The sequence below is a fragment of the Bradyrhizobium sp. 41S5 genome (assembly GCF_011516665.3).
Taxonomy (GTDB): domain Bacteria; phylum Pseudomonadota; class Alphaproteobacteria; order Rhizobiales; family Xanthobacteraceae; genus Bradyrhizobium; species Bradyrhizobium quebecense.
Map to the genome: position 1 here is coordinate 1,848,140 of NZ_CP083721.1, position 16,572 is coordinate 1,864,711.

Genomic DNA, 16,572 nt, shown 5'->3' on the forward strand with positions numbered 1-16,572 from the left:
CACCGATTGAATTTGATGGCACTTGGATATGCCTCCGGCTGTGGTATAGAAAATAGAAACTATTGAAACTCATTGTTTCCAAATTGAGCGATCAGGACAGCGGCCCATGTCGAAACTGCCGGACTTCGAGGCGCTCGCGATCTTCGCAAAAGTCATGGAACTACGGTCGTTTGCGGCGGCCGCGACCGAGCTCTCGCTGTCCAAGGCGACGGTCTCGAAGGCGGTCAGCCGGCTCGAGGAGCGGCTCGGCGCACGGCTGTTCAACCGCACCTCGCGGCGGCTGGCGCTGACCGATGCCGGCCAGAAATTGTCGGAGCGCGCCGCGCGGCTGCTGGCCGACGGCGAGGCCGCCGAGAGCGAGGCGCTGGCGCAATCGACCACGCCGCGTGGCCTGGTGCGGTTCGCGGTGCCGATGAGCTTCGGCATCAAGACGGTGGCGCCGCTGCTGCCGGAATTCATGGAGGCCTATCCGGAGGTCGCGATCGATCTGCATCTGAGCGACGCGACGGTCGATCTGATCGGCGAAGGCTTTGATGCCGGCCTGCGGATCGCGCGGCTGCCGGATTCCTCGCTGATCGCGCGGCGGCTGTGCGGCATGCCGCGCTATACAGTGGCGGCGCCGTCCTACCTGAAGCGCTACGGCCGGCCGACCCATCCGATGCATCTCGCTGAGCACAAATGCTTCGGCTACGCCTATCTCTCGACCCAGGGTGTCTGGCACTACACCAACGCTTCAGGCGAACAGGCGAGCGTGCGTCCCGCCGGCCAGTTGCGGGTCAACAATGGCGAGGCCGTGATGCCCGCGCTGCTCGCCGGCCTCGGCATCGCCGACCTGCCCGACTTCATCGTCGGCGACGCGATCGCACGCGGCGAGGTCGAGGTGATCCTGAAAGGCTGGAGGCAGCCCGAGGGCGCCGTGCATCTGGTCACGCCTCCCGGTGGCCCGCGCCCCGCCCGCGTCGAGGTGCTGGCGGATTTCCTCGCCAGCCATTTCGCCAAAGGCCGCGCCCAGCGAAAATAGAGGGGCGCTCACACCGGAAATGGTAGACGCCCACACGCAGGCTCAGGCCGCGCGACCCGTCACATTCATGTCATCCCTTTTAAATTGTATAAGTTGTGTGAACTAACCCATGATCGTGGGCCGGCGCGATCGTCTATTTCTGCGTCCTGAACCTGTTGCCGCAGGAACCAGATGATTGACCTGACCAAGCATGATTTCACGTCATTGTCGGTGAAGGACCTGCTCGATGCCCGCGAGGCCTATCATGTGCATCTGGCTCATCTGCAATCGGTCTACGCCACGGCGATCGGCCGCTATCTGATCCGGGACAGCGACCGCAACGCGACCGAGCGGCGGCACCATTCCAAGCCGCAGGCGCTCGGACCGCGCACGCTGTTCAATTCGTCGGTCAAGGACTGGTCGTGGCCCTGCATCCTCGTCTTTGTGCGGGACTGGATGAAGCGCTCCGAGCTGAAGAATCATCCGGAGAAGCAGGACCAGCTGGTGCCTCCGTTCCTGTATCTGCCTGACGGGCGCGTCGTCCCCACCTGCGTCGTCAAGGTCGATCCCAACGAGGGCAGCCCCGGCGTCGTCGATCCGCCGGTGTTCAAGAGCGATCTGGTCGGCGGCGGCTTTCCGGTCCAGACCATGATCCAGGGCAAGATCCATCGCGGCTCGATCGGCTGTCTCGTCACCAATGGCGAGACCGTGTTTGCACTCTCCAACCGCCACGTAGTCGGCGCGGCCGGGCGCGAGATCTTCGCCGGCTTCAAGAACACGGAGCGGCGTCTCGGCGTCAGCGATGCGCTGCAACTCGGCAAGCGCGCCTTCAGCGACGTCTATCCCGGCTGGCCCGGCGCGCGCGTGGTGGCCAATCTCGATGCCGGACTGATCCGCGTCGATGACGTCAAGGGCTGGACCGCGCAGGTCTACGGTGTGGGCCAGGTCGGCGACGTCGTCGATCTCAATGTCGGTACCTTCCGCCTCGACATCATCAACCAGCCGTTGATCGCCTTCGGTGCGACGAGCGGATTGATGAAGGGCAAGATCATTGGCCTGTTCTATCGCTACAAGACCGTCGGCGGCATGGAATATGTCAGCGATTTCGTGATCGGTCCGCGCGACGGCGACACGCCGCTCAACAACTATCCCGGCGATTCCGGCACGGTCTGGTTTCTCGACGATCCGGACGCGAAGAGGAACGCCGGCGGTGCGCGTATCCTCAGTCCCCTGGCGCTGGAATGGGGCGGCCAGGAATTGTTCGGATCGGGCGGCAAGGTTCCGCTGCAGGTCGCGCTCGGCATCTGCATGGCGACGCTGTGCCGCGAGCTGGATGTCGAGCTGATCGGCGACTGGAACGCCGGCCACACCGAGTATTGGGGCGAATGGGGACACGTCAAGATCGGCGCCTACGCGACCGGCCTGATCGATGCGAAGCTTCCCAAGCTCTCGGCCATGATGGATGCCAATTCCGACAATATCGGGCTCGACGACAAGCTGCTTGCCGACCTCAAGCCATATCAGCGCGGCGCATTCGCGCCGCTGGCCGACGTCGCCGACCTGGTGTGGCGCTTCACCCGGCACACCGACGAGAGCAACCATTTCGCCGACATGGACAAGCCGGGCAAGGACGGCAAGACGCTGCTGGATCTTTGCGCCGAGTCCACGCGCAACGTCGATCCGAAAGTCTGGAACGACTATTACGAAGGGATCGGCGAGGACCGCCGCGGCGCGTTGCCGTTCCGGGTCTGGCAGATCTTCGACGAGATGGTCGAATATGCCGCCGCCAACAAGAAGCTGGAATTCGTCTGCGCCGCCGGGATCGTCGCGCATTACATCGGCGATGCCTGCCAGCCGCTGCACATCTCGCAATTCCATCATGGCCTCGATCCGAACGACAAGGCGCGCGCCAAGGTGCACAGCATCTACGAGACCACGATGATCGGTCGGCACGGCAAGGATCTCATCAAGATGATCCCCGACGCCCGGACCAGCGACGTCGCGGAGATCGCGCCAGGCGGCACGCCGACCGGCCGCGACGCGGCGGTCGCCGTGGTCGCGCTGATGCAGCGAACCGTGAAGCGGCTGCCGCCGATGACCATCGTGAATCTGTTCAACTCGCATTTGGGCAGCGGCCAGGTCGACGTGATGTGGTCGAAGCTGAAGGACGCCACCGCCGCCTGCATGCAGGACGGCGCCAAGACGCTTGCCCGGGTCTGGGAAGCGGCCTGGCGCGCCGGTGCGGGCGAGGACCGTGGGCAGGGCGGCAAGTTCGATCAGAACAGTTTGAGCAAGCTCTACAACGATCCGAGCTTCCTGCCGGCATATCCGCTCCAGCAGCTCACACTCGATGCGGACGACCACATCGTTCCCGCTGGGGGAGGTGGAGCGCGTCGTCGGAGCGCGTCGACGGGACGGCGCGCGCGCCCGCAAGCAGCGAAGAAGGCGGCGAAGAAGGCAGCCAAGAGTTCGGCGAGGAAAGCGGTCAAGAAGGCCGTGGCACGCAAGCGTCCGGCAGCCGCCGCGCCGGTCCGCCGCGCAGCCGCCAGCAAGAAGACCGCAACCAAGCGCGGCGCGGCCAGGAAGCGGTCGGTTGCAAGGACGCGCAAGGCAAGTCGCAAGCGTTAGATGAGTTTACGTCGAAACGGGTAACGGATTCCGTTTCATCTCTCACCGCACGCGGGGAGAGGTCGGAATGCATCGTAAGATGCGTTCCGGGTGAGGGGAGTCTCCGGTCCGGTCGCCTATCTGGACGCGCCGGATCTTTCAAAACTTCTTGCAGGCGAGGGCGCGCGCTTGATTGCGGCGTGATGAACATCGGCCAGGTCGAATAGGGAACCTGGATTCATCCGCTTTCACATTTAGTTGTCTGCGCGAACCATCCTTGGCCGCATTCATTTGCCATTTTTGAAGCAAGTCGCCGCGCGGAACCCGCGCGCGGATCAAATCGAAAGCAACGAACAAGGGCACTGGGCATGCAGACGGAGCGGATTGTCCTGAGCTTAGCGATCGCGATCGGCGGCCTTGGCGCCGCGGCGCCTGCGTTCGCGCAGGAGTATCGCGGCACCTGGGAACAGCAGATGGCGTGCACGCCGGACGTGATGCGGCTCTGCAGCGATCAGATTCCCGACACCAACCGGATCGTCGCCTGCCTGCGGCAGAACACCGCGCTGCTTGGCAGTTCCTGCCGCGCGGTGTTCGAGTCGAATGCTCAACAACAGGCACAAACGCAGGGGCGCGCATCGCAGCCGCAGACGATGCAGCGGCCGCACGCGCCGCAGCAGATGCAGCCGGCCCCGGTTGCGCCGCCGCGGCCCGACGACGATCAGGATTAGTGACCAGAGCGTTTTCGAGCGAAGCAGACGCCGGTTCGCGTGACGAAAACGCGTCAAAGCAAGAATCTAGAGCTGCGGTTCTGATTCAATCAGAACCGCAGCTCTACGCACTGACTTCTGTCTGAGACCTGACTTCGCAGACGTCGACCCATTCGGCCGCGGTCAGCTCGGCCATCCGCCCGGGCGTGATGCGTACCGCGCTGTGGGTCGAGCCTGCGGCCGGCACCACCACGTCGAATGCCTTCAGCGACACATCGCAATACACCGGCAGCTGCGTCTTCAGGCCGAACGGGCAGACGCCACCGACTTCGTGGCCGGTGATGTCGGCAACTTCGTCGAGGCCGAGCATCTTCGGCTTGCCGCCGAAGGCTGCCTTCACCTTCTTGTTGTCCATCCGCGACGTGCCGGCGGCGACGATCAGCACCACGCGGTCGCCGACCCGCAGGCTCAGCGTCTTGGCGATCCGCGCCGGCTCGACGCCATAGGCCTCCGCCGCCAGCGTGACGGTCGCAGAGCTCACAGCGGATTCGATCACGGAGATATCTGGCGCCTTCTCGGCGAAGAAGGCGCGGACTGACTCGAGGCTCATACTGTTCAGGACCTTGCAGACACCAGGGCAGGAAGTTCGGAGAGACCGTGGATCCGGTGATCGGGCACCACGCCGAGCTCGTCCATCTGGGTACGCAGAGCCTTGAACATGGTCAATGGGGCGACCGTCTCGCTTTCGACGCAGGCGAGCGCCATCGCTTCCGGCGTCACCCGCTCGATCCAGGCGACATTGAGCCCAAACGCCTTGGCGCCGCAAGCGTCCCACGGATTGGAGGAGATGAACAAGACCTCCGCGGGCGGCACGTTCAGCACCTCCTCGATCAGCGAGTAGGCCTCGGGCGCCGGCTTGAACACCTTGTGGGCATCGACGCTGATGGTCGCATCGAGCAGGCGGTCGAGCCCGGAATTGCGCACCAGCGCGTTCAGCATGTCAGGGCTGCCGTTGGAGAGGATCGCGAGCTTTTTGTCTTTCATCGCCTCGAGCGCGGCGACGGCATCCGGATACAGCGCAAGATGCTGATACTTGTCGATGATGCGCCCAAAGGTCGCTTCGTCATATTGCAGGCCGAGGCAGCGCAGCGTGTAGGCGAGGGAATCGCGGGTCGCTGTAGCGAAATTCTGGTAGCGCCGCATCAGCGTGCGCAGCCAGGAGTATTCGAGCTGCTTGATGCGCCAGACTTGGGTGATGATGTCGCCATAGCCGGGGAATGCATCCTCGGTGATTTCGGCCACCGACTGGACATCGTAGAGCGTGCCATAGGCGTCGAAGACGATTGCTTTGATTGTCATCATGGTCTCTCTTGCCCGCCGATTGTCGCATACAGGAATTTCCTGAGTGCGTCGATGGACTGATCCCGGGCCGCCGCGTTGAATTCGAGGTGATGACCGAGCAGTTGGGCCGGCGTGCTGTAATGCGGCACGTCGAAATCATGGTAGGCGCCGGGATAGACGATCAGCTCGATCGGATAACCAAGGCCCTGCTGCCGCGAGATGCCGTCATCGTCGCGGCCTTCCGCCAGGTTCCGGCACTCTTGCGCCGGCGCCCAGTCGTCGAGTTCTCCGACCATGATCAGGGTCGGCACGGTCATGTTGCCCTTGATGCCGAGGCAGCGCGGATAGAAGGCGACGGCGGCGCGGAATTTTTCCGACGCGTTGACCTCGATCGCGCCATGCTCGACAGAGAACAATGCGAGCCATCCGCCTTGCGAAAAGCCGATCACGGCAATGCGTGTTGGATCGACCATGGATTGTCGTCTCAGGAAGCTCAGCGCGCGGTAGGCGTCGTGAACCGTTGCGGCAGGGACATCGCCGGTGCAGGTGTTGCTGATGCCACGCGGGCCGAACCGGTCTACGGTGAGCGTGACATAGCCCCAGGCCGCGAGCCGTTTGCCCCAGCGCTCGTCGAGTTCTCGCCACTGCCCGCTGCAGCCATGCAGCAACACCACGGCAGGCAGGAGACCCGGTCGCTCCGGCCGCCGCAACAGGCCCTGCAGTGGCTGCGCGTTGTTGAGCGGGCTTTCGAACTCGACCAGCGCAGAGGGCGCTTCGGCTGCCGCCGCAGGCTTGCCGCCCGCGCTCCCGACCAGGAGCACGGCGAGGAGGGTGGCAAGTCCGGCCCGGTTCGTCATCGGCCGCCCCGCAAGCGTGCGGCCGACGATACTCCCTTAAATCATGATGCGCTTCCCCGGAATCGCATCATGATCTCATCTCCTTATTTGAGCATGATCTTTTCGGAAAACCGCTTCGCACTTTTCCGGATCATGCTCTAGATCCCCAAAATCTTGCGCGCGTTGGCCTTCAGGACCTTGGGCCGGATCTCCTCGCGGATGTCGAGTTTGGCGAAGTCGGCGAGCCAGCGGTCCGGCGTGATCACCGGCCAGTCGGAGCCGAACAGCATCTTGTCCTGCAGGATCGAGTTGATGTAGCGCACCAGGATCGGCGGGAAATATTTCGGCGACCAGCCGGACAGGTCGATATAGACGTTCGGCTTGTGGGTCGCGACCGACAGCGCCTCTTCCTGCCAGGGGAAGGAGGGATGCGCGAGGATGATCTTGAGGTCGGGAAAGTCGGCCGCAACGTCGTCCATGTACATCGGGTTGGAATATTTCAGCCGCATCCCCATGCCGCCGGGCATGCCCGAGCCGACGCCGGTCTGGCCGGTGTGGAACAGCGCGATCGCGCCGCCCTCATTGATCGCCTCATAGAGCGGATAGGCCATGCGGTCGTTGGCGTAGAAGCCCTGCATGGTCGGATGGAATTTGAAGCCGCGGACGCCGTAGTCCTCGATCAGCTTGCGCGCCTCGCGGACGCCGAGCTTGCCCTTGTGCGGGTCGATCGAGACGAACGGGATCAGCACGTCGAGATGGTCGGAGGCGATCTCCAGCATCTCCTCATTCTTATAGCGGCGGAAACCGGTCTCACGTTCGGCGTCGACCGGGAAGATCACCGCGGCGATGTTCTTGGCGCGGTAATAGGCCGCGGTCTCCGGCACGGTCGGCGGATGCTTGTGCGGCGACTTGAAATAGTCGGCCATCTGCGCCTGGAAATCGTCATAGCCGTCGTCGCCATGCATGCCGCACGGCTCCTCGGCATGGGTGTGGATGTCGATCGCTGTGACCTTTTCGATGTCGGGCAGTTTGAGCTTGGGCATTCGGCTTCCCCGGCGGCGTGTTTGTTGGTGATGAAAAATAATTATATGATATAACAATTTTCGCAAGCGGTCAGAGTTGATGGGACGCGATGGCGAAGCGGGCTCGGTTCGGCCGCGAAGTGGTGCTTGGGTGGGCGTGAGCGCGGCCTGCGAGCACGATTCGCCGGCCATGAATCAAACGTCAGGGCGCCGCGACGGGATCGGGGCTTGGCGGCGGATATCGCGACGGTCGCCGTTTCTGATGTGATCTCAATGATGTGGCAGGTTGACCGACACCGGTTCCGGGCCGCGATATGGCTGAAAATCGGCCCATCTCGGTTGACATTTAACGGTCCGATGGCTTAGAACCCGGCCGTCCCGCGCGGTCGGCCGCTTGTCGGGATAATCCCATTTTGCCATCTATTGGCATTAATCAGGTACGGCCTCCAACACGGGCCTTTCGAAGTAACAGGATTGTCCCATGAAGGTCCGTAACTCGCTGAAGTCGCTGCGCGGCCGCCATCGCAACAACCGTCTGGTCCGCCGCAAGGGCCGCGTCTATGTGATCAACAAGGTCCAGCGCCGTTTCAAGGCGCGCCAGGGTTGATCCGGCGCGGGTCGGCCGATTGCGCCGATCCCAACACATCTCTTTCACAGGTCTTTGACGCCGTGCTGCTTTGCAGCGCGGCGTTGTGCGTCTAGACTTCGGGCCATGGGATTCAACTTCCTTGGACCTGGCAACCGCCGGCTGGCGATCCTGATCGCCGCGCTGCTTGCCGTGCCGGTCCTGGCCATGCCTGTCGCGGCCGCCGCGCAGGACGATCCTCGGGTGGTCCCGCCGCCGAAGGCCCAGAAGAAACTGCCCGAAGCCCCGACCAAGCTGCCGAAGGTTCCGGCCGACCGTACCCGCGGACTGGATTTCCTGTTCGGCGCCCTGAAGGCTGCGCCCGATGAGGACAGCGCCCGCCACGTCGAGGCGCGGATCTGGGCGCTGTGGCTGCAAACCCCGAGCGATACCGCGGCGCTGTTGATGGTGCGCGCCAAGGCTGCGCTCGACGCGCAGAATATCGATGTGGCGCTGAAGCTTCTGGACGCAGTAATCAAGCTCCGGCCCGACTATGTCGAGGCCTGGAACCGGCGCGCGACGATCTACTATCTCAAGAACGACTATGTCCGTTCGCTGGGAGACCTGCAGCAGGTGTTGACCCGTGAGCCCCGCCATTTCGGCGCGCTGGCGGGTGTCGGCATGATCATGCAGGACATGGGCGACGACAAGCGCGCGCTGGACGCCTTCCGCAAGGCGCTGGCTGTCGATCCCTACCTCGAGAAGGTGCCGCAGATCGTCAAGCAGCTGACCGAGAAGGTCGAAGGCCGCGACATCTGATTGCGTGCGATTGACGCGAGGGGAGACGTTGCTCGCGAGCTTGATGCTTGCTCGCGATACGGTCCGGCGCAGGAGACTAGTGCAGGAACTTGCCGCGGGATGCGCTGTCCTGGGCGACAGCAGCATAGAATTGCTGAAGCTCCGCCTCCAGGTGCTCATTCACGAGCAGCAGGGCCTTCAGGGCTCCGCGCAGGTCGCCGTTGCAGCTCGCCACGATCTGATCGATGGCCACATCGCTAGGGTCGGAAATCATGGTACTCCTCCGATTACTTCCCGTGAACTCGTCGTGCGGACGCGGGTTCCTGTGGATTCAGTGCACAAGTCAAAAGGCATCCCGGGTGCGTCCCGGTTTCGATGAAGCCTCGCCTCTGATGGCGAAATTGCCACGGGCCATCTATGGAATTACTAATGACGGTGGGATGAACCCGCTATCCACAGGCTGGGCGCATTGTGGACAACTGCGCCCTGGGCGCGAACTGGACAACCGAAAATTGGCTTTCCGAACAAGGGCATCCCAGGGCTGCGGGCCAATCCACGCGAAACCTGGGGTCGGCTTCGTCGTAATTTTCGGGTGCCCAAGACACTTCAACTACCCAAGATCTTTCGGACCCCCTCGATGTTAATCGCGATCATCGCACTGGCGGCGGCAGGGCTGGCGCTGGCCCTGGCGACGCAAATCGGCGTCATCCTTACTCAGGGGGCCTTTCCGCCTCGGGGCCGCATGGTCGACGTGGCCGGTGCACGGCTGCACGTGGTCGAACTCGGGCCGCGCGATGCCGCGGGGCCGCCGGTCGTGATGCTGCATGGCGCAAGCTCCAATCTCCGGGCAATGCAGCCGCTCGGCGACCGCATTGCCAAAACACGCCGGGTGATCCTGATCGACCGGCCGGGCCATGGCTGGAGCACGCGGGAGCGCGCGGCGGATTCGACACCCCCGATCCAGGGCCGGATGATCGCGGAGGCGCTGACGAGGCTTGGCATCGACCGGGCGATCGTAGTGGCGCATTCCTGGGCCGGTGCGCTCGCGCTGCGCATCGCGCTGGATGATCCGGACCGCGTCGCGGGCCTCGTGCTGCTCGCCCCCGTCGCCTATCCCTGGCGCGGCGGCGCCGGCCGCTACAATGATTTTATCTCGACGCCGCTGATCGGGCCGCTGCTGGCGCACACGGTCACGCTGCCGCTCGGTTGCCTCGTCGCCAATTCGGGCGCACGCGGCGTGTTCGCGCCGCAGCCGATGCCGGCCGATTTCGTCCGCGACAGCGAGGCATTGCTCCTGCTGCGCCCGCGCGAATTCATCGCCAATGCGCGCGACCTGGTCACGCTGAAGGCCGCCGTGGTCGAGCAGGCGCCGCGCTATGCGGAGATCAAGGCGCCGCTGTCGATCATTTCGGGCGACGTCGACAAGACGGTCTCGACCGGCATCCATTCGCGGCCGCTTGCAGCGTCAGCGCCGGACGCCAGGCTCATCGTGCTGCCGGGTGTCGGCCACATGGTGCAGTATGCGGCGCCCGATCTCGTGGCGTCCGAGATCGAGGCGATTGCCGACCGGTTGGTCCAAATGGCAGCAACAGCGGACAAGATTGCGCCCGCGAATCTGTGATCCGGTGAGGCTTGCGCGGTTGCAGCCTGCCGAACATCATGCGGCTGCGCGGCTCGACAGATACCACCCCAAAGGACAGGCCCCATGCGGATCGACAACATCGCCGACCTCATCGCTGAAACCCTCGCCCAGGCCGGCGTGAAGCGCATCTACGGGGTCGTCGGCGACAGCCTCAACGGCTTGACCGAGGCGCTGCGCAAGCGCGGCACGATCGACTGGCTGCATGTGCGCCATGAGGAGGTGGCGGCCTTCGCCGCCGCAGCCGAATCCCAGATCACGGGCGACCTTGCGGTATGCGCGGGCTCCTGCGGCCCGGGCAATCTGCATCTCATCAACGGCCTGTTCGACGCGCATCGCAGCCGCACGCCGGTGCTGGCGATCGCGGCACAGATCCCGTCGGCCGAGATCGGCGGCGGCTATTTCCAGGAAACCCATCCGCAGGACCTGTTCCGCGAATGCAGCCATTATTGCGAACTGGTATCGGATCCGGCGCAACTGCCCTACATGCTGGAGAATGCGATCCGCGCCGCGGTCGGCAAGCGCGGCGTCGCGGTCTTGGTGCTACCGGGCGACGTTGCGATGCGGCCGGCGCCGAAGCGCGACATCGCGCCGAATGCCGGCCTTCTGCCGCCCCTGCCGGTGGTGCGTCCGGCCGAGGCCGAATTGAACGCGCTGGCCGCGCTGCTCAATGGCGCAAAGCGCATCACGTTGTTCTGCGGCCGCGGCTGCGCCGGGGCGCATGACGGCCTGATCAAGCTCGCCGAGACGCTGAAGAGCCCGATCGTGCATGCGCTCGGCGGAAAGGAATATGTCGAGTACGACAACCCTTACGATGTCGGCATGACCGGCTTCATCGGCTTTTCCTCCGGCTATGCCGCGATGCACGGCTGCGACGTGCTGCTGATGCTGGGCACCGACTTTCCCTACAAGCAGTTCTTCCCGACCGACATCAGCATCGCCCAGGTCGATCTCCGTCCGGAAAATCTCGGCCGCCGCTGCAAGCTCGATCTCGGCATCGTCGGCGACGTCGGCGAGACCATCGCCGCGCTGCTGCCGAAGCTGACCGTCAAGACCGAGCGCAAGTTTCTCGACGCCAGCCTCGCGCACTACAAGGACGCCCGCGCCGGACTCGACGATCTTGCCCGCGGCAAGCCGGGGCAAAAGCCGATCCATCCGCAATACCTCGCGCGCCTGCTCAGCGAGCAGGCGACCGAGGGTGCGCTGTTCACCGCCGACGTCGGCACGCCGACGATCTGGGCTGCGCGCTATCTGAAAATGAATGGCCGCCGCCGTCTGGTCGGCTCCTGGGTGCACGGCTCGATGGCCAACGCGCTGGCACATGCGATCGGCGCACAGGCGGCGCAGCCGGGGCGTCAGGTGGTGTCGTTGTCCGGCGACGGCGGCTTTGCGATGCTGATGGGCGATTTGATCACGCTGACGCAGGCCAAGCTGCCGGTGAAGGTCGTGATCTTCAACAACAGCGTACTCGGCTTCGTCGCGCTGGAGATGAAGGCCGCCGGCTTCATCGAGACCGGCGTCGACCTGAAGAATCCCGATTTCGCGGCGATGGCCCGCGCCATGGGTATTCACGGCGTCAGGGTCGAGGATCCCGGCGAGCTCGAGGGCGCGATCCGCGACGTGCTCGCGCATGACGGCCCGGCCGTGCTCGACGTCGTGACCGCGACGCAGGAATTGTCGATGCCGCCGACCATTACGTTGGAACAGGTGAAGGGCTTCAGCCTGTGGGTGCTGCGCGCCGTGATGAGCGGCCGCGGCGACGAGGTGGTCGATCTCGCCAAGACCAATCTGTTGCCGCGCTGATCGCGGTAGCAGAGCATGATCCGGAAAAGCGCGTAGCGGTTTTCCGAAAAGATCATGCTCAAATCAGAAAGCCAGAAGGGGATGGCGATTCGAAGAAAAGCCATCCCCGTCCGCCCTGGCATTTGCGCAGGGCGGACGACGTCCGATACCGCCGATTACTGCTTCTGCTTGCCGTCCTTGTCGAACGACGACACGTAGGCCCACAGATTGTTGGCTTCGGTCTCGTTCTTGATGCCGGCGAATGCCATCTTGGTGCCGGGGATCTTGGCCTTCGGATCCTTGATGTATTCGAGGAAGGTTTCCTTGTTCCAGGTGATGCCGGAGTTCTTGTTGGCATCGGAATAATTGTAGTCCGGCGCGGTGCCCGAGTGGCGGCCGTCGAGGCCGTTGAGCTCGGGGCCGACCTTGTTCTTGGCGCCTTCGCCGATCGCGTGGCAGGCGAGGCATTTGTTGAACGAGGTCTTGCCGGCGGCGGCATCCTGCGCCAGCGCGGAGGATGCGGTGGCCAGCGATGTGACGACCGCCAGCGCGCTCAAGGTCTTTAGGTTCATGGGGTTCTCTTCGTTTCGTCCCGGGGGGTAGTGTTTGGTTTGTGGCATGTCCGGCTTGGACAGGACAAGCCACGAAACTTTGACAGGTTTCATGGCCGTCCGCTTGTCCGAGAGAGAACTCGCCATTGCGGGGCGGGGCAATCCGACCTTCGGCCGGTTGACCGAAACAGGGTGACTGAAACAGGTGCAGACCTGATTGATTTGTCGTAACAAATCGGCAAAGCGCAGAGCGCTCCGAGGGAACACCAATGTCCATCATGATGCCGGCGGCCGATCAGGCCGTCCTTGCCCGCCGCGCCGAAATCGTCGCCGCCTTGCGCGCGATCGTCCCGGGCGAGGGCGTGATCGACAGTGCCGCCGAAATGCTGGCCTATGAATCCGACGGCCTGACCGCCTATCGGCAGCCGCCGATGGTCGTCGTGCTGCCCGATACCACCGAACAGGTCTCGAAGGTCCTCAGATATTGCCAGGAGCAGGGCATCAAGGTGGTGCCGCGGGGCTCCGGCACCTCGCTGTCCGGCGGCGCGCTGCCGCTTGCCGACGGCGTCTTGCTCGGGCTCGGCAAGTTCAAGCGGATTCGCGAGATCGACTTCGACAACCGCGTTGTCGTCACCGAGCCGGGCGTCACCAACCTTGCGATCAGCCAGGCGGTCGCCCATGCCGGCTTCTATTACGCGCCCGATCCGTCGTCGCAGATCGCCTGCTCGATCGGCGGCAATGTGGCGGAGAATTCCGGCGGCGTGCACTGCCTGAAATACGGCATGACCACCAACAACGTGCTGGGCTGCGAGATCGTGCTGATGAGTGGCGAGATCCTGCGCATCGGCGGCAAGTCGGCCGAGAATGCCGGCTACGATCTGATGGGGATCATCACCGGCTCGGAGGGGCTGCTCGGCGTCATCACCGAGATCACGGTGCGCATTTTGCAGAAGCCGGAGACGGCGCGCGCGCTGATGGTCGGTTTCGCCGAGGTCGAGGCGGCCGGCGAATGCGTGGCTGCCATCATTGGCGCCGGCATCATCCCCGGCGGCATGGAGATGATGGACAAGCCGGCGATCCACGCCGCGGAAGCTTTCGTCCATGCCGGCTATCCGCTCGACGTCGAGGCGCTCCTGATTATCGAGCTCGACGGGCCCCAGGTCGAGGTCGACGAGCTGATCAAGCGGGTCGAGGCGATCGCGCAAGGTTGCGGCTCGACCTCCTGCCAGATTTCGACCTCGGAGGCCGAGCGCAATCTGTTCTGGGCCGGCCGCAAGGCGGCATTCCCCGCGGTCGGGCGGATCTCGCCGGACTATCTCTGCATGGACGGCACGATCCCGCGCGGCGCCTTGCCGAAGGCGCTGGCGAGGATCCGCGAGCTCTCGGAGAAATACGGCCTCGGCGTCGCCAACGTATTCCACGCCGGCGACGGCAATCTGCACCCCTTGATCCTCTACGATGCCAACAAGCCGGGCGAGATCGAGAAGGCGGAAGCGTTCGGCGCCGATATCCTGCGTTGCTGCGTCGAGCTCGGCGGCGTGCTCACCGGCGAGCATGGCGTCGGCATCGAGAAGCGCGACCTGATGCCGGAGATGTTCACCGAGATCGATCTCAACCAGCAGCAGCGGCTGAAATGCGCCTTCGATGCAGAGGGCCTGCTCAACCCCGGCAAGGTGTTTCCCACCCTGCACCGCTGCGCCGAGCTCGGCCGCGTCCATGTCCACGCCGGCAAGCTGGCCTTCCCGGATATCCCGCGGTTCTAGTATCGTCTCAGCAGGCCGAGCTCGGCGCTGGTATTACCATAGTCGGCACAGGCCCGTTCCGGGTCTTGGAGCAACTCCGCCCGGACCCGCTTGAACGTTTTGCTGGCCGCTTCGGTCACCTCGGGGCGGAATTTGCGCGGATCGTAGTCGTTGCCATCGTTCGCCTTGATGGCTGCGTCAAAGGCGCTGATCATTGCCATGGCGGCGTCGGGGCCGCCGAGAAGCCTGGCGCCGAGTCGAACGCCGCCGGCACCATCGGCTTCATAGCCGATGCATCGCTGTTCGAGCACCGCGGCCGCGGTGACGAGTTGGTCGAGGAACGACGCCTCGGCGTCGGTGAGCATTGCGGCGCGCGCCTGCTGTGCCACGATCATCGCGAGCAGAGCGATGGCTGTCGGTTTGATGGTCATAGTAGCGGTTCTCCTGCGGCGGTTGAGCCGCGATCGAAATAGCCGGTTGTCGAATGACGATAGCGCTGGCCTGTCCTTTAGCGCATCAGCTGCCACGTCGGTTGTAGGCCCCAAGGCTAACATGCATCGATGTCGACCCCGTGCCGCCTCCCGGACGCAGGCGGACGTCGGGAACTTGCGAGTACACTGCGACTCTCCGATGGATACATTTCGACGGACCACTTTAGTCATCCAATAACCTTAACGGAGGCTTGCCATGACGGCCGTGGCAAGCCGGCAGGACTGCCGTTGCGCGTCGCTGTTATTGCGGCGGCCACCGTTTACACGGCCTTCAACTGTTCCTCGGTATTTTCCCAAGATGCACGTCTTTGGGAACACATCGATGCCCAGCCTGGCTGATCAGCTGGCTCTTTCGCGCAATCGGCCCGCAGGTTTCGACTACATGCGGATTGCGCTGGCGGTATCGATCATCTGCCTGCACAGCCTGAACGTGACGCTCGGGCTCGGCCGGGCGCTGCAAATCCTGGGCTCGTTCCGCATCGGCATCGCGATGATCCTCGCGCTGTTCTTCGCGCTGAGCGGCTTCCTGGTGACGGCGAGCCTGCAGCGGTGCAAGAGCCTGATCTCTTTCCTAGGCCTGCGCGCGCTTCGGATCGGACCCGCACTCGCAGTCGAGACGACGCTGTCGGCCGTCATCATCGGCTCGGTCTTCACCGAACTGCCATTGGCGCAGTACGTCGCCGACCCGAAATTCCATGCCTATTTTCTCAATATGGTCGGCGACATCCATTACGAGCTGCCGGGCGTCTTCCTCCACAATCCGCTGCCGGATCTGGTGAATGCCCAGCTCTGGACGGTGCCATATGAATTGTGGTGCTACGTCATCCTGGCGCTGCTCGCGGTGGCCACGATCTGCTTCAACAGGGTGGCCTACCTTGTGTTCCTGGTGATCGTTCAGGTCGCGCTGGTGAGCTACGACATCTACGGCTGGGAAGAGGTGGCGATCCAGCTTCGCCCGCACCTTCTGGTGTTCTGCTTCCTTGCCGGTGTCGGCTTCTACCTGTGGCGCGACAAGGTGCCGTTCAACCGCACGGCGTTCCTGGTCGCGCTGGTGCTGTGTGCCGCCGGCATGGGCACGGGACGCGGCGATGCGCTGGCTCCGGTGCCGGCCGCCTATGTCGCGTGCTATCTCGGCCTGATGAATCCACGGCGAAGCTGGATCGTGTCGTCAGGGGATTACTCCTACGGGCTCTATCTCTATGGGTTCGTCATCCAGCAGTGCGTTGCCGCGTTCGGCCCGCCGGTCCAGCACTGGTATCTGAACATCCTGATCAGCCTGCCGCTCGCCTTCGGCGTCGCCGTCGCGTCCTGGCATCTGGTCGAGAAACATGCGCTTCGGCTCCGCGGCCATGTCGAGACGTTCGAGGCCGCGGCGCTGTCGCGGATTTCGATCATCGGCTTCTGGCGCAGGTCGCCCGAGCGGGTCGAGCTGCGCGCAAGGCTCGGCAGCAGCAGCGCATCGATTTGATCCGCGCCGCGGGAAAGATTGGT

General features: G+C 64.0%; 16 protein-coding genes. 9 read left to right on the forward strand and 7 right to left on the reverse strand.

All coding sequences use genetic code 11. The features are described from left to right. The first annotated feature begins 106 nt into the window (after positions 1 to 106). The 3 genes from HAP47_RS08685 (at position 107) to HAP47_RS08695 (ending at position 4,335) form a co-directional block, all read left to right on the forward strand. Positions 107 to 1,021, forward strand: a complete 915-nt coding sequence (locus HAP47_RS08685; RefSeq protein ID WP_173638606.1) for a LysR family transcriptional regulator — start codon at positions 107 to 109, stop codon at positions 1,019 to 1,021. Between the two features lie 171 nt (positions 1,022 to 1,192). Beyond that, entirely contained in the window at positions 1,193 to 3,628 is a 2,436-nt protein-coding gene (locus HAP47_RS08690; RefSeq protein ID WP_173638605.1) for a hypothetical protein, read from the forward strand. Positions 3,629 to 3,975: 347 nt separating this feature from the next. After that, complete coding sequence (locus tag HAP47_RS08695; RefSeq protein ID WP_173638604.1) at positions 3,976 to 4,335, forward strand: hypothetical protein; 360 nt, start codon at positions 3,976 to 3,978, stop codon at positions 4,333 to 4,335. Positions 4,336 to 4,438: 103 nt separating this feature from the next. On the opposite strand, the gene HAP47_RS08700 is transcribed toward HAP47_RS08695, so the two are convergent. The 4 genes from HAP47_RS08700 to HAP47_RS08715 all read right to left on the reverse strand — a co-directional run bounded on the left by HAP47_RS08700 (position 4,439) and on the right by HAP47_RS08715 (position 7,534). Next, positions 4,439 to 4,924, reverse strand: a complete 486-nt coding sequence (locus tag HAP47_RS08700; protein ID WP_173638603.1) for a YbaK/EbsC family protein — start codon at positions 4,922 to 4,924, stop codon at positions 4,439 to 4,441. Between the two features lie 5 nt (positions 4,925 to 4,929). Further along, the gene (locus tag HAP47_RS08705; RefSeq protein ID WP_173638602.1) at positions 4,930 to 5,673 is read right to left on the reverse strand and encodes a haloacid dehalogenase type II; all 744 of its coding nucleotides are present in this window, start codon (positions 5,671 to 5,673) and stop codon (positions 4,930 to 4,932) included. Continuing rightward, positions 5,673 to 6,512, reverse strand: coding sequence for a dienelactone hydrolase family protein (locus tag HAP47_RS08710; protein ID WP_173638601.1), 840 nt, complete (start codon positions 6,510 to 6,512; stop codon positions 5,673 to 5,675). The genes HAP47_RS08705 and HAP47_RS08710 overlap by 1 nt, the downstream gene beginning before the upstream one ends. Positions 6,513 to 6,649: 137 nt before the next feature. After that, positions 6,650 to 7,534, reverse strand: coding sequence for an amidohydrolase family protein (locus tag HAP47_RS08715; RefSeq protein WP_097671664.1), 885 nt, complete (start codon positions 7,532 to 7,534; stop codon positions 6,650 to 6,652). A 460-nt stretch (positions 7,535 to 7,994) separates the two neighbouring features. Here HAP47_RS08715 and ykgO point away from each other — a divergent pair, with 460 nt between their 5' ends. Further along, a complete protein-coding gene (ykgO, locus tag HAP47_RS08720; protein WP_002718645.1) occupies positions 7,995 to 8,120 on the forward strand; it encodes a type B 50S ribosomal protein L36 in 126 nt (41 codons plus the stop codon). Between the two features lie 105 nt (positions 8,121 to 8,225). Beyond that, on the forward strand, positions 8,226 to 8,897 hold the full coding sequence (locus HAP47_RS08725) for a tetratricopeptide repeat protein (RefSeq protein WP_371821749.1): 672 nt from the start codon (positions 8,226 to 8,228) through the stop codon (positions 8,895 to 8,897). A gap of 76 nt (positions 8,898 to 8,973) precedes the next feature. Here the strand turns inward: HAP47_RS08725 and HAP47_RS08730 are convergent, their stop codons facing one another. Beyond that, a complete protein-coding gene (locus HAP47_RS08730) occupies positions 8,974 to 9,150 on the reverse strand; it encodes a hypothetical protein (RefSeq protein WP_171948016.1) in 177 nt (58 codons plus the stop codon). Positions 9,151 to 9,519: 369 nt separating this feature from the next. Between HAP47_RS08730 and HAP47_RS08735 the strand changes: the two genes are divergently transcribed. Both HAP47_RS08735 and poxB read left to right on the forward strand, forming a co-directional pair. Beyond that, the gene (locus HAP47_RS08735; protein WP_173640587.1) at positions 9,520 to 10,497 is read left to right on the forward strand and encodes an alpha/beta fold hydrolase; all 978 of its coding nucleotides are present in this window, start codon (positions 9,520 to 9,522) and stop codon (positions 10,495 to 10,497) included. An 84-nt stretch (positions 10,498 to 10,581) separates the two neighbouring features. Then, positions 10,582 to 12,318 (forward strand): ubiquinone-dependent pyruvate dehydrogenase, encoded by a 1,737-nt coding sequence (poxB, locus tag HAP47_RS08740; protein ID WP_173638600.1) that lies wholly within the window; start codon positions 10,582 to 10,584, stop codon positions 12,316 to 12,318. Between the two features lie 155 nt (positions 12,319 to 12,473). Here poxB and cycA read toward each other — a convergent pair whose 3' ends face one another. Beyond that, positions 12,474 to 12,869, reverse strand: coding sequence for a cytochrome c-550 CycA (gene cycA / locus HAP47_RS08745; protein ID WP_173638599.1), 396 nt, complete (start codon positions 12,867 to 12,869; stop codon positions 12,474 to 12,476). 248 nt (positions 12,870 to 13,117) lie between these two features. On the opposite strand from cycA, the gene HAP47_RS08750 reads away from it, so the two are divergent. Next, positions 13,118 to 14,611 carry an FAD-linked oxidase C-terminal domain-containing protein gene (locus tag HAP47_RS08750; protein WP_173638598.1) on the forward strand — a complete coding sequence of 498 codons (1,494 nt, stop codon included), beginning with the start codon at positions 13,118 to 13,120 and terminating at the stop codon, positions 14,609 to 14,611. Here the strand turns inward: HAP47_RS08750 and HAP47_RS08755 are convergent. After that, positions 14,608 to 15,021 carry a hypothetical protein gene (locus HAP47_RS08755; RefSeq protein WP_173638597.1) on the reverse strand — a complete coding sequence of 138 codons (414 nt, stop codon included), beginning with the start codon at positions 15,019 to 15,021 and terminating at the stop codon, positions 14,608 to 14,610. The two genes, HAP47_RS08750 and HAP47_RS08755, sit on opposite strands and share 4 nt — an antisense overlap. A gap of 382 nt (positions 15,022 to 15,403) precedes the next feature. Here HAP47_RS08755 and HAP47_RS08760 point away from each other — a divergent pair, with 382 nt between their 5' ends. Then, positions 15,404 to 16,549: an acyltransferase family protein gene (locus HAP47_RS08760; RefSeq protein ID WP_231168813.1), complete on the forward strand. Its 1,146-nt coding sequence runs from the start codon at positions 15,404 to 15,406 to the stop codon at positions 16,547 to 16,549. The last annotated feature ends 23 nt before the right edge of the window (positions 16,550 to 16,572 follow it).

Coding starts and splice junctions, on each gene's coding strand:
- HAP47_RS08710 (WP_173638601.1), bottom strand. CDS start 6,512: ATGACGAACCGGGCCGGACTTGCCACCCTCCTCGCCGTGCTCCTGGTC.
- HAP47_RS08700 (WP_173638603.1), bottom strand. CDS start 4,924: ATGAGCCTCGAGTCAGTCCGCGCCTTCTTCGCCGAGAAGGCGCCAGAT.
- HAP47_RS08725 (WP_371821749.1), top strand. CDS start 8,226: ATGGGATTCAACTTCCTTGGACCTGGCAACCGCCGGCTGGCGATCCTG.
- poxB (WP_173638600.1), top strand. CDS start 10,582: ATGCGGATCGACAACATCGCCGACCTCATCGCTGAAACCCTCGCCCAG.
- ykgO (WP_002718645.1), top strand. CDS start 7,995: ATGAAGGTCCGTAACTCGCTGAAGTCGCTGCGCGGCCGCCATCGCAAC.
- cycA (WP_173638599.1), bottom strand. CDS start 12,869: ATGAACCTAAAGACCTTGAGCGCGCTGGCGGTCGTCACATCGCTGGCC.
- HAP47_RS08730 (WP_171948016.1), bottom strand. CDS start 9,150: ATGATTTCCGACCCTAGCGATGTGGCCATCGATCAGATCGTGGCGAGC.
- HAP47_RS08705 (WP_173638602.1), bottom strand. CDS start 5,673: ATGACAATCAAAGCAATCGTCTTCGACGCCTATGGCACGCTCTACGAT.
- HAP47_RS08760 (WP_231168813.1), top strand. CDS start 15,404: ATGCCCAGCCTGGCTGATCAGCTGGCTCTTTCGCGCAATCGGCCCGCA.
- HAP47_RS08690 (WP_173638605.1), top strand. CDS start 1,193: ATGATTGACCTGACCAAGCATGATTTCACGTCATTGTCGGTGAAGGAC.
- HAP47_RS08715 (WP_097671664.1), bottom strand. CDS start 7,534: ATGCCCAAGCTCAAACTGCCCGACATCGAAAAGGTCACAGCGATCGAC.
- HAP47_RS08755 (WP_173638597.1), bottom strand. CDS start 15,021: ATGACCATCAAACCGACAGCCATCGCTCTGCTCGCGATGATCGTGGCA.
- HAP47_RS08695 (WP_173638604.1), top strand. CDS start 3,976: ATGCAGACGGAGCGGATTGTCCTGAGCTTAGCGATCGCGATCGGCGGC.
- HAP47_RS08685 (WP_173638606.1), top strand. CDS start 107: ATGTCGAAACTGCCGGACTTCGAGGCGCTCGCGATCTTCGCAAAAGTC.
- HAP47_RS08750 (WP_173638598.1), top strand. CDS start 13,118: ATGTCCATCATGATGCCGGCGGCCGATCAGGCCGTCCTTGCCCGCCGC.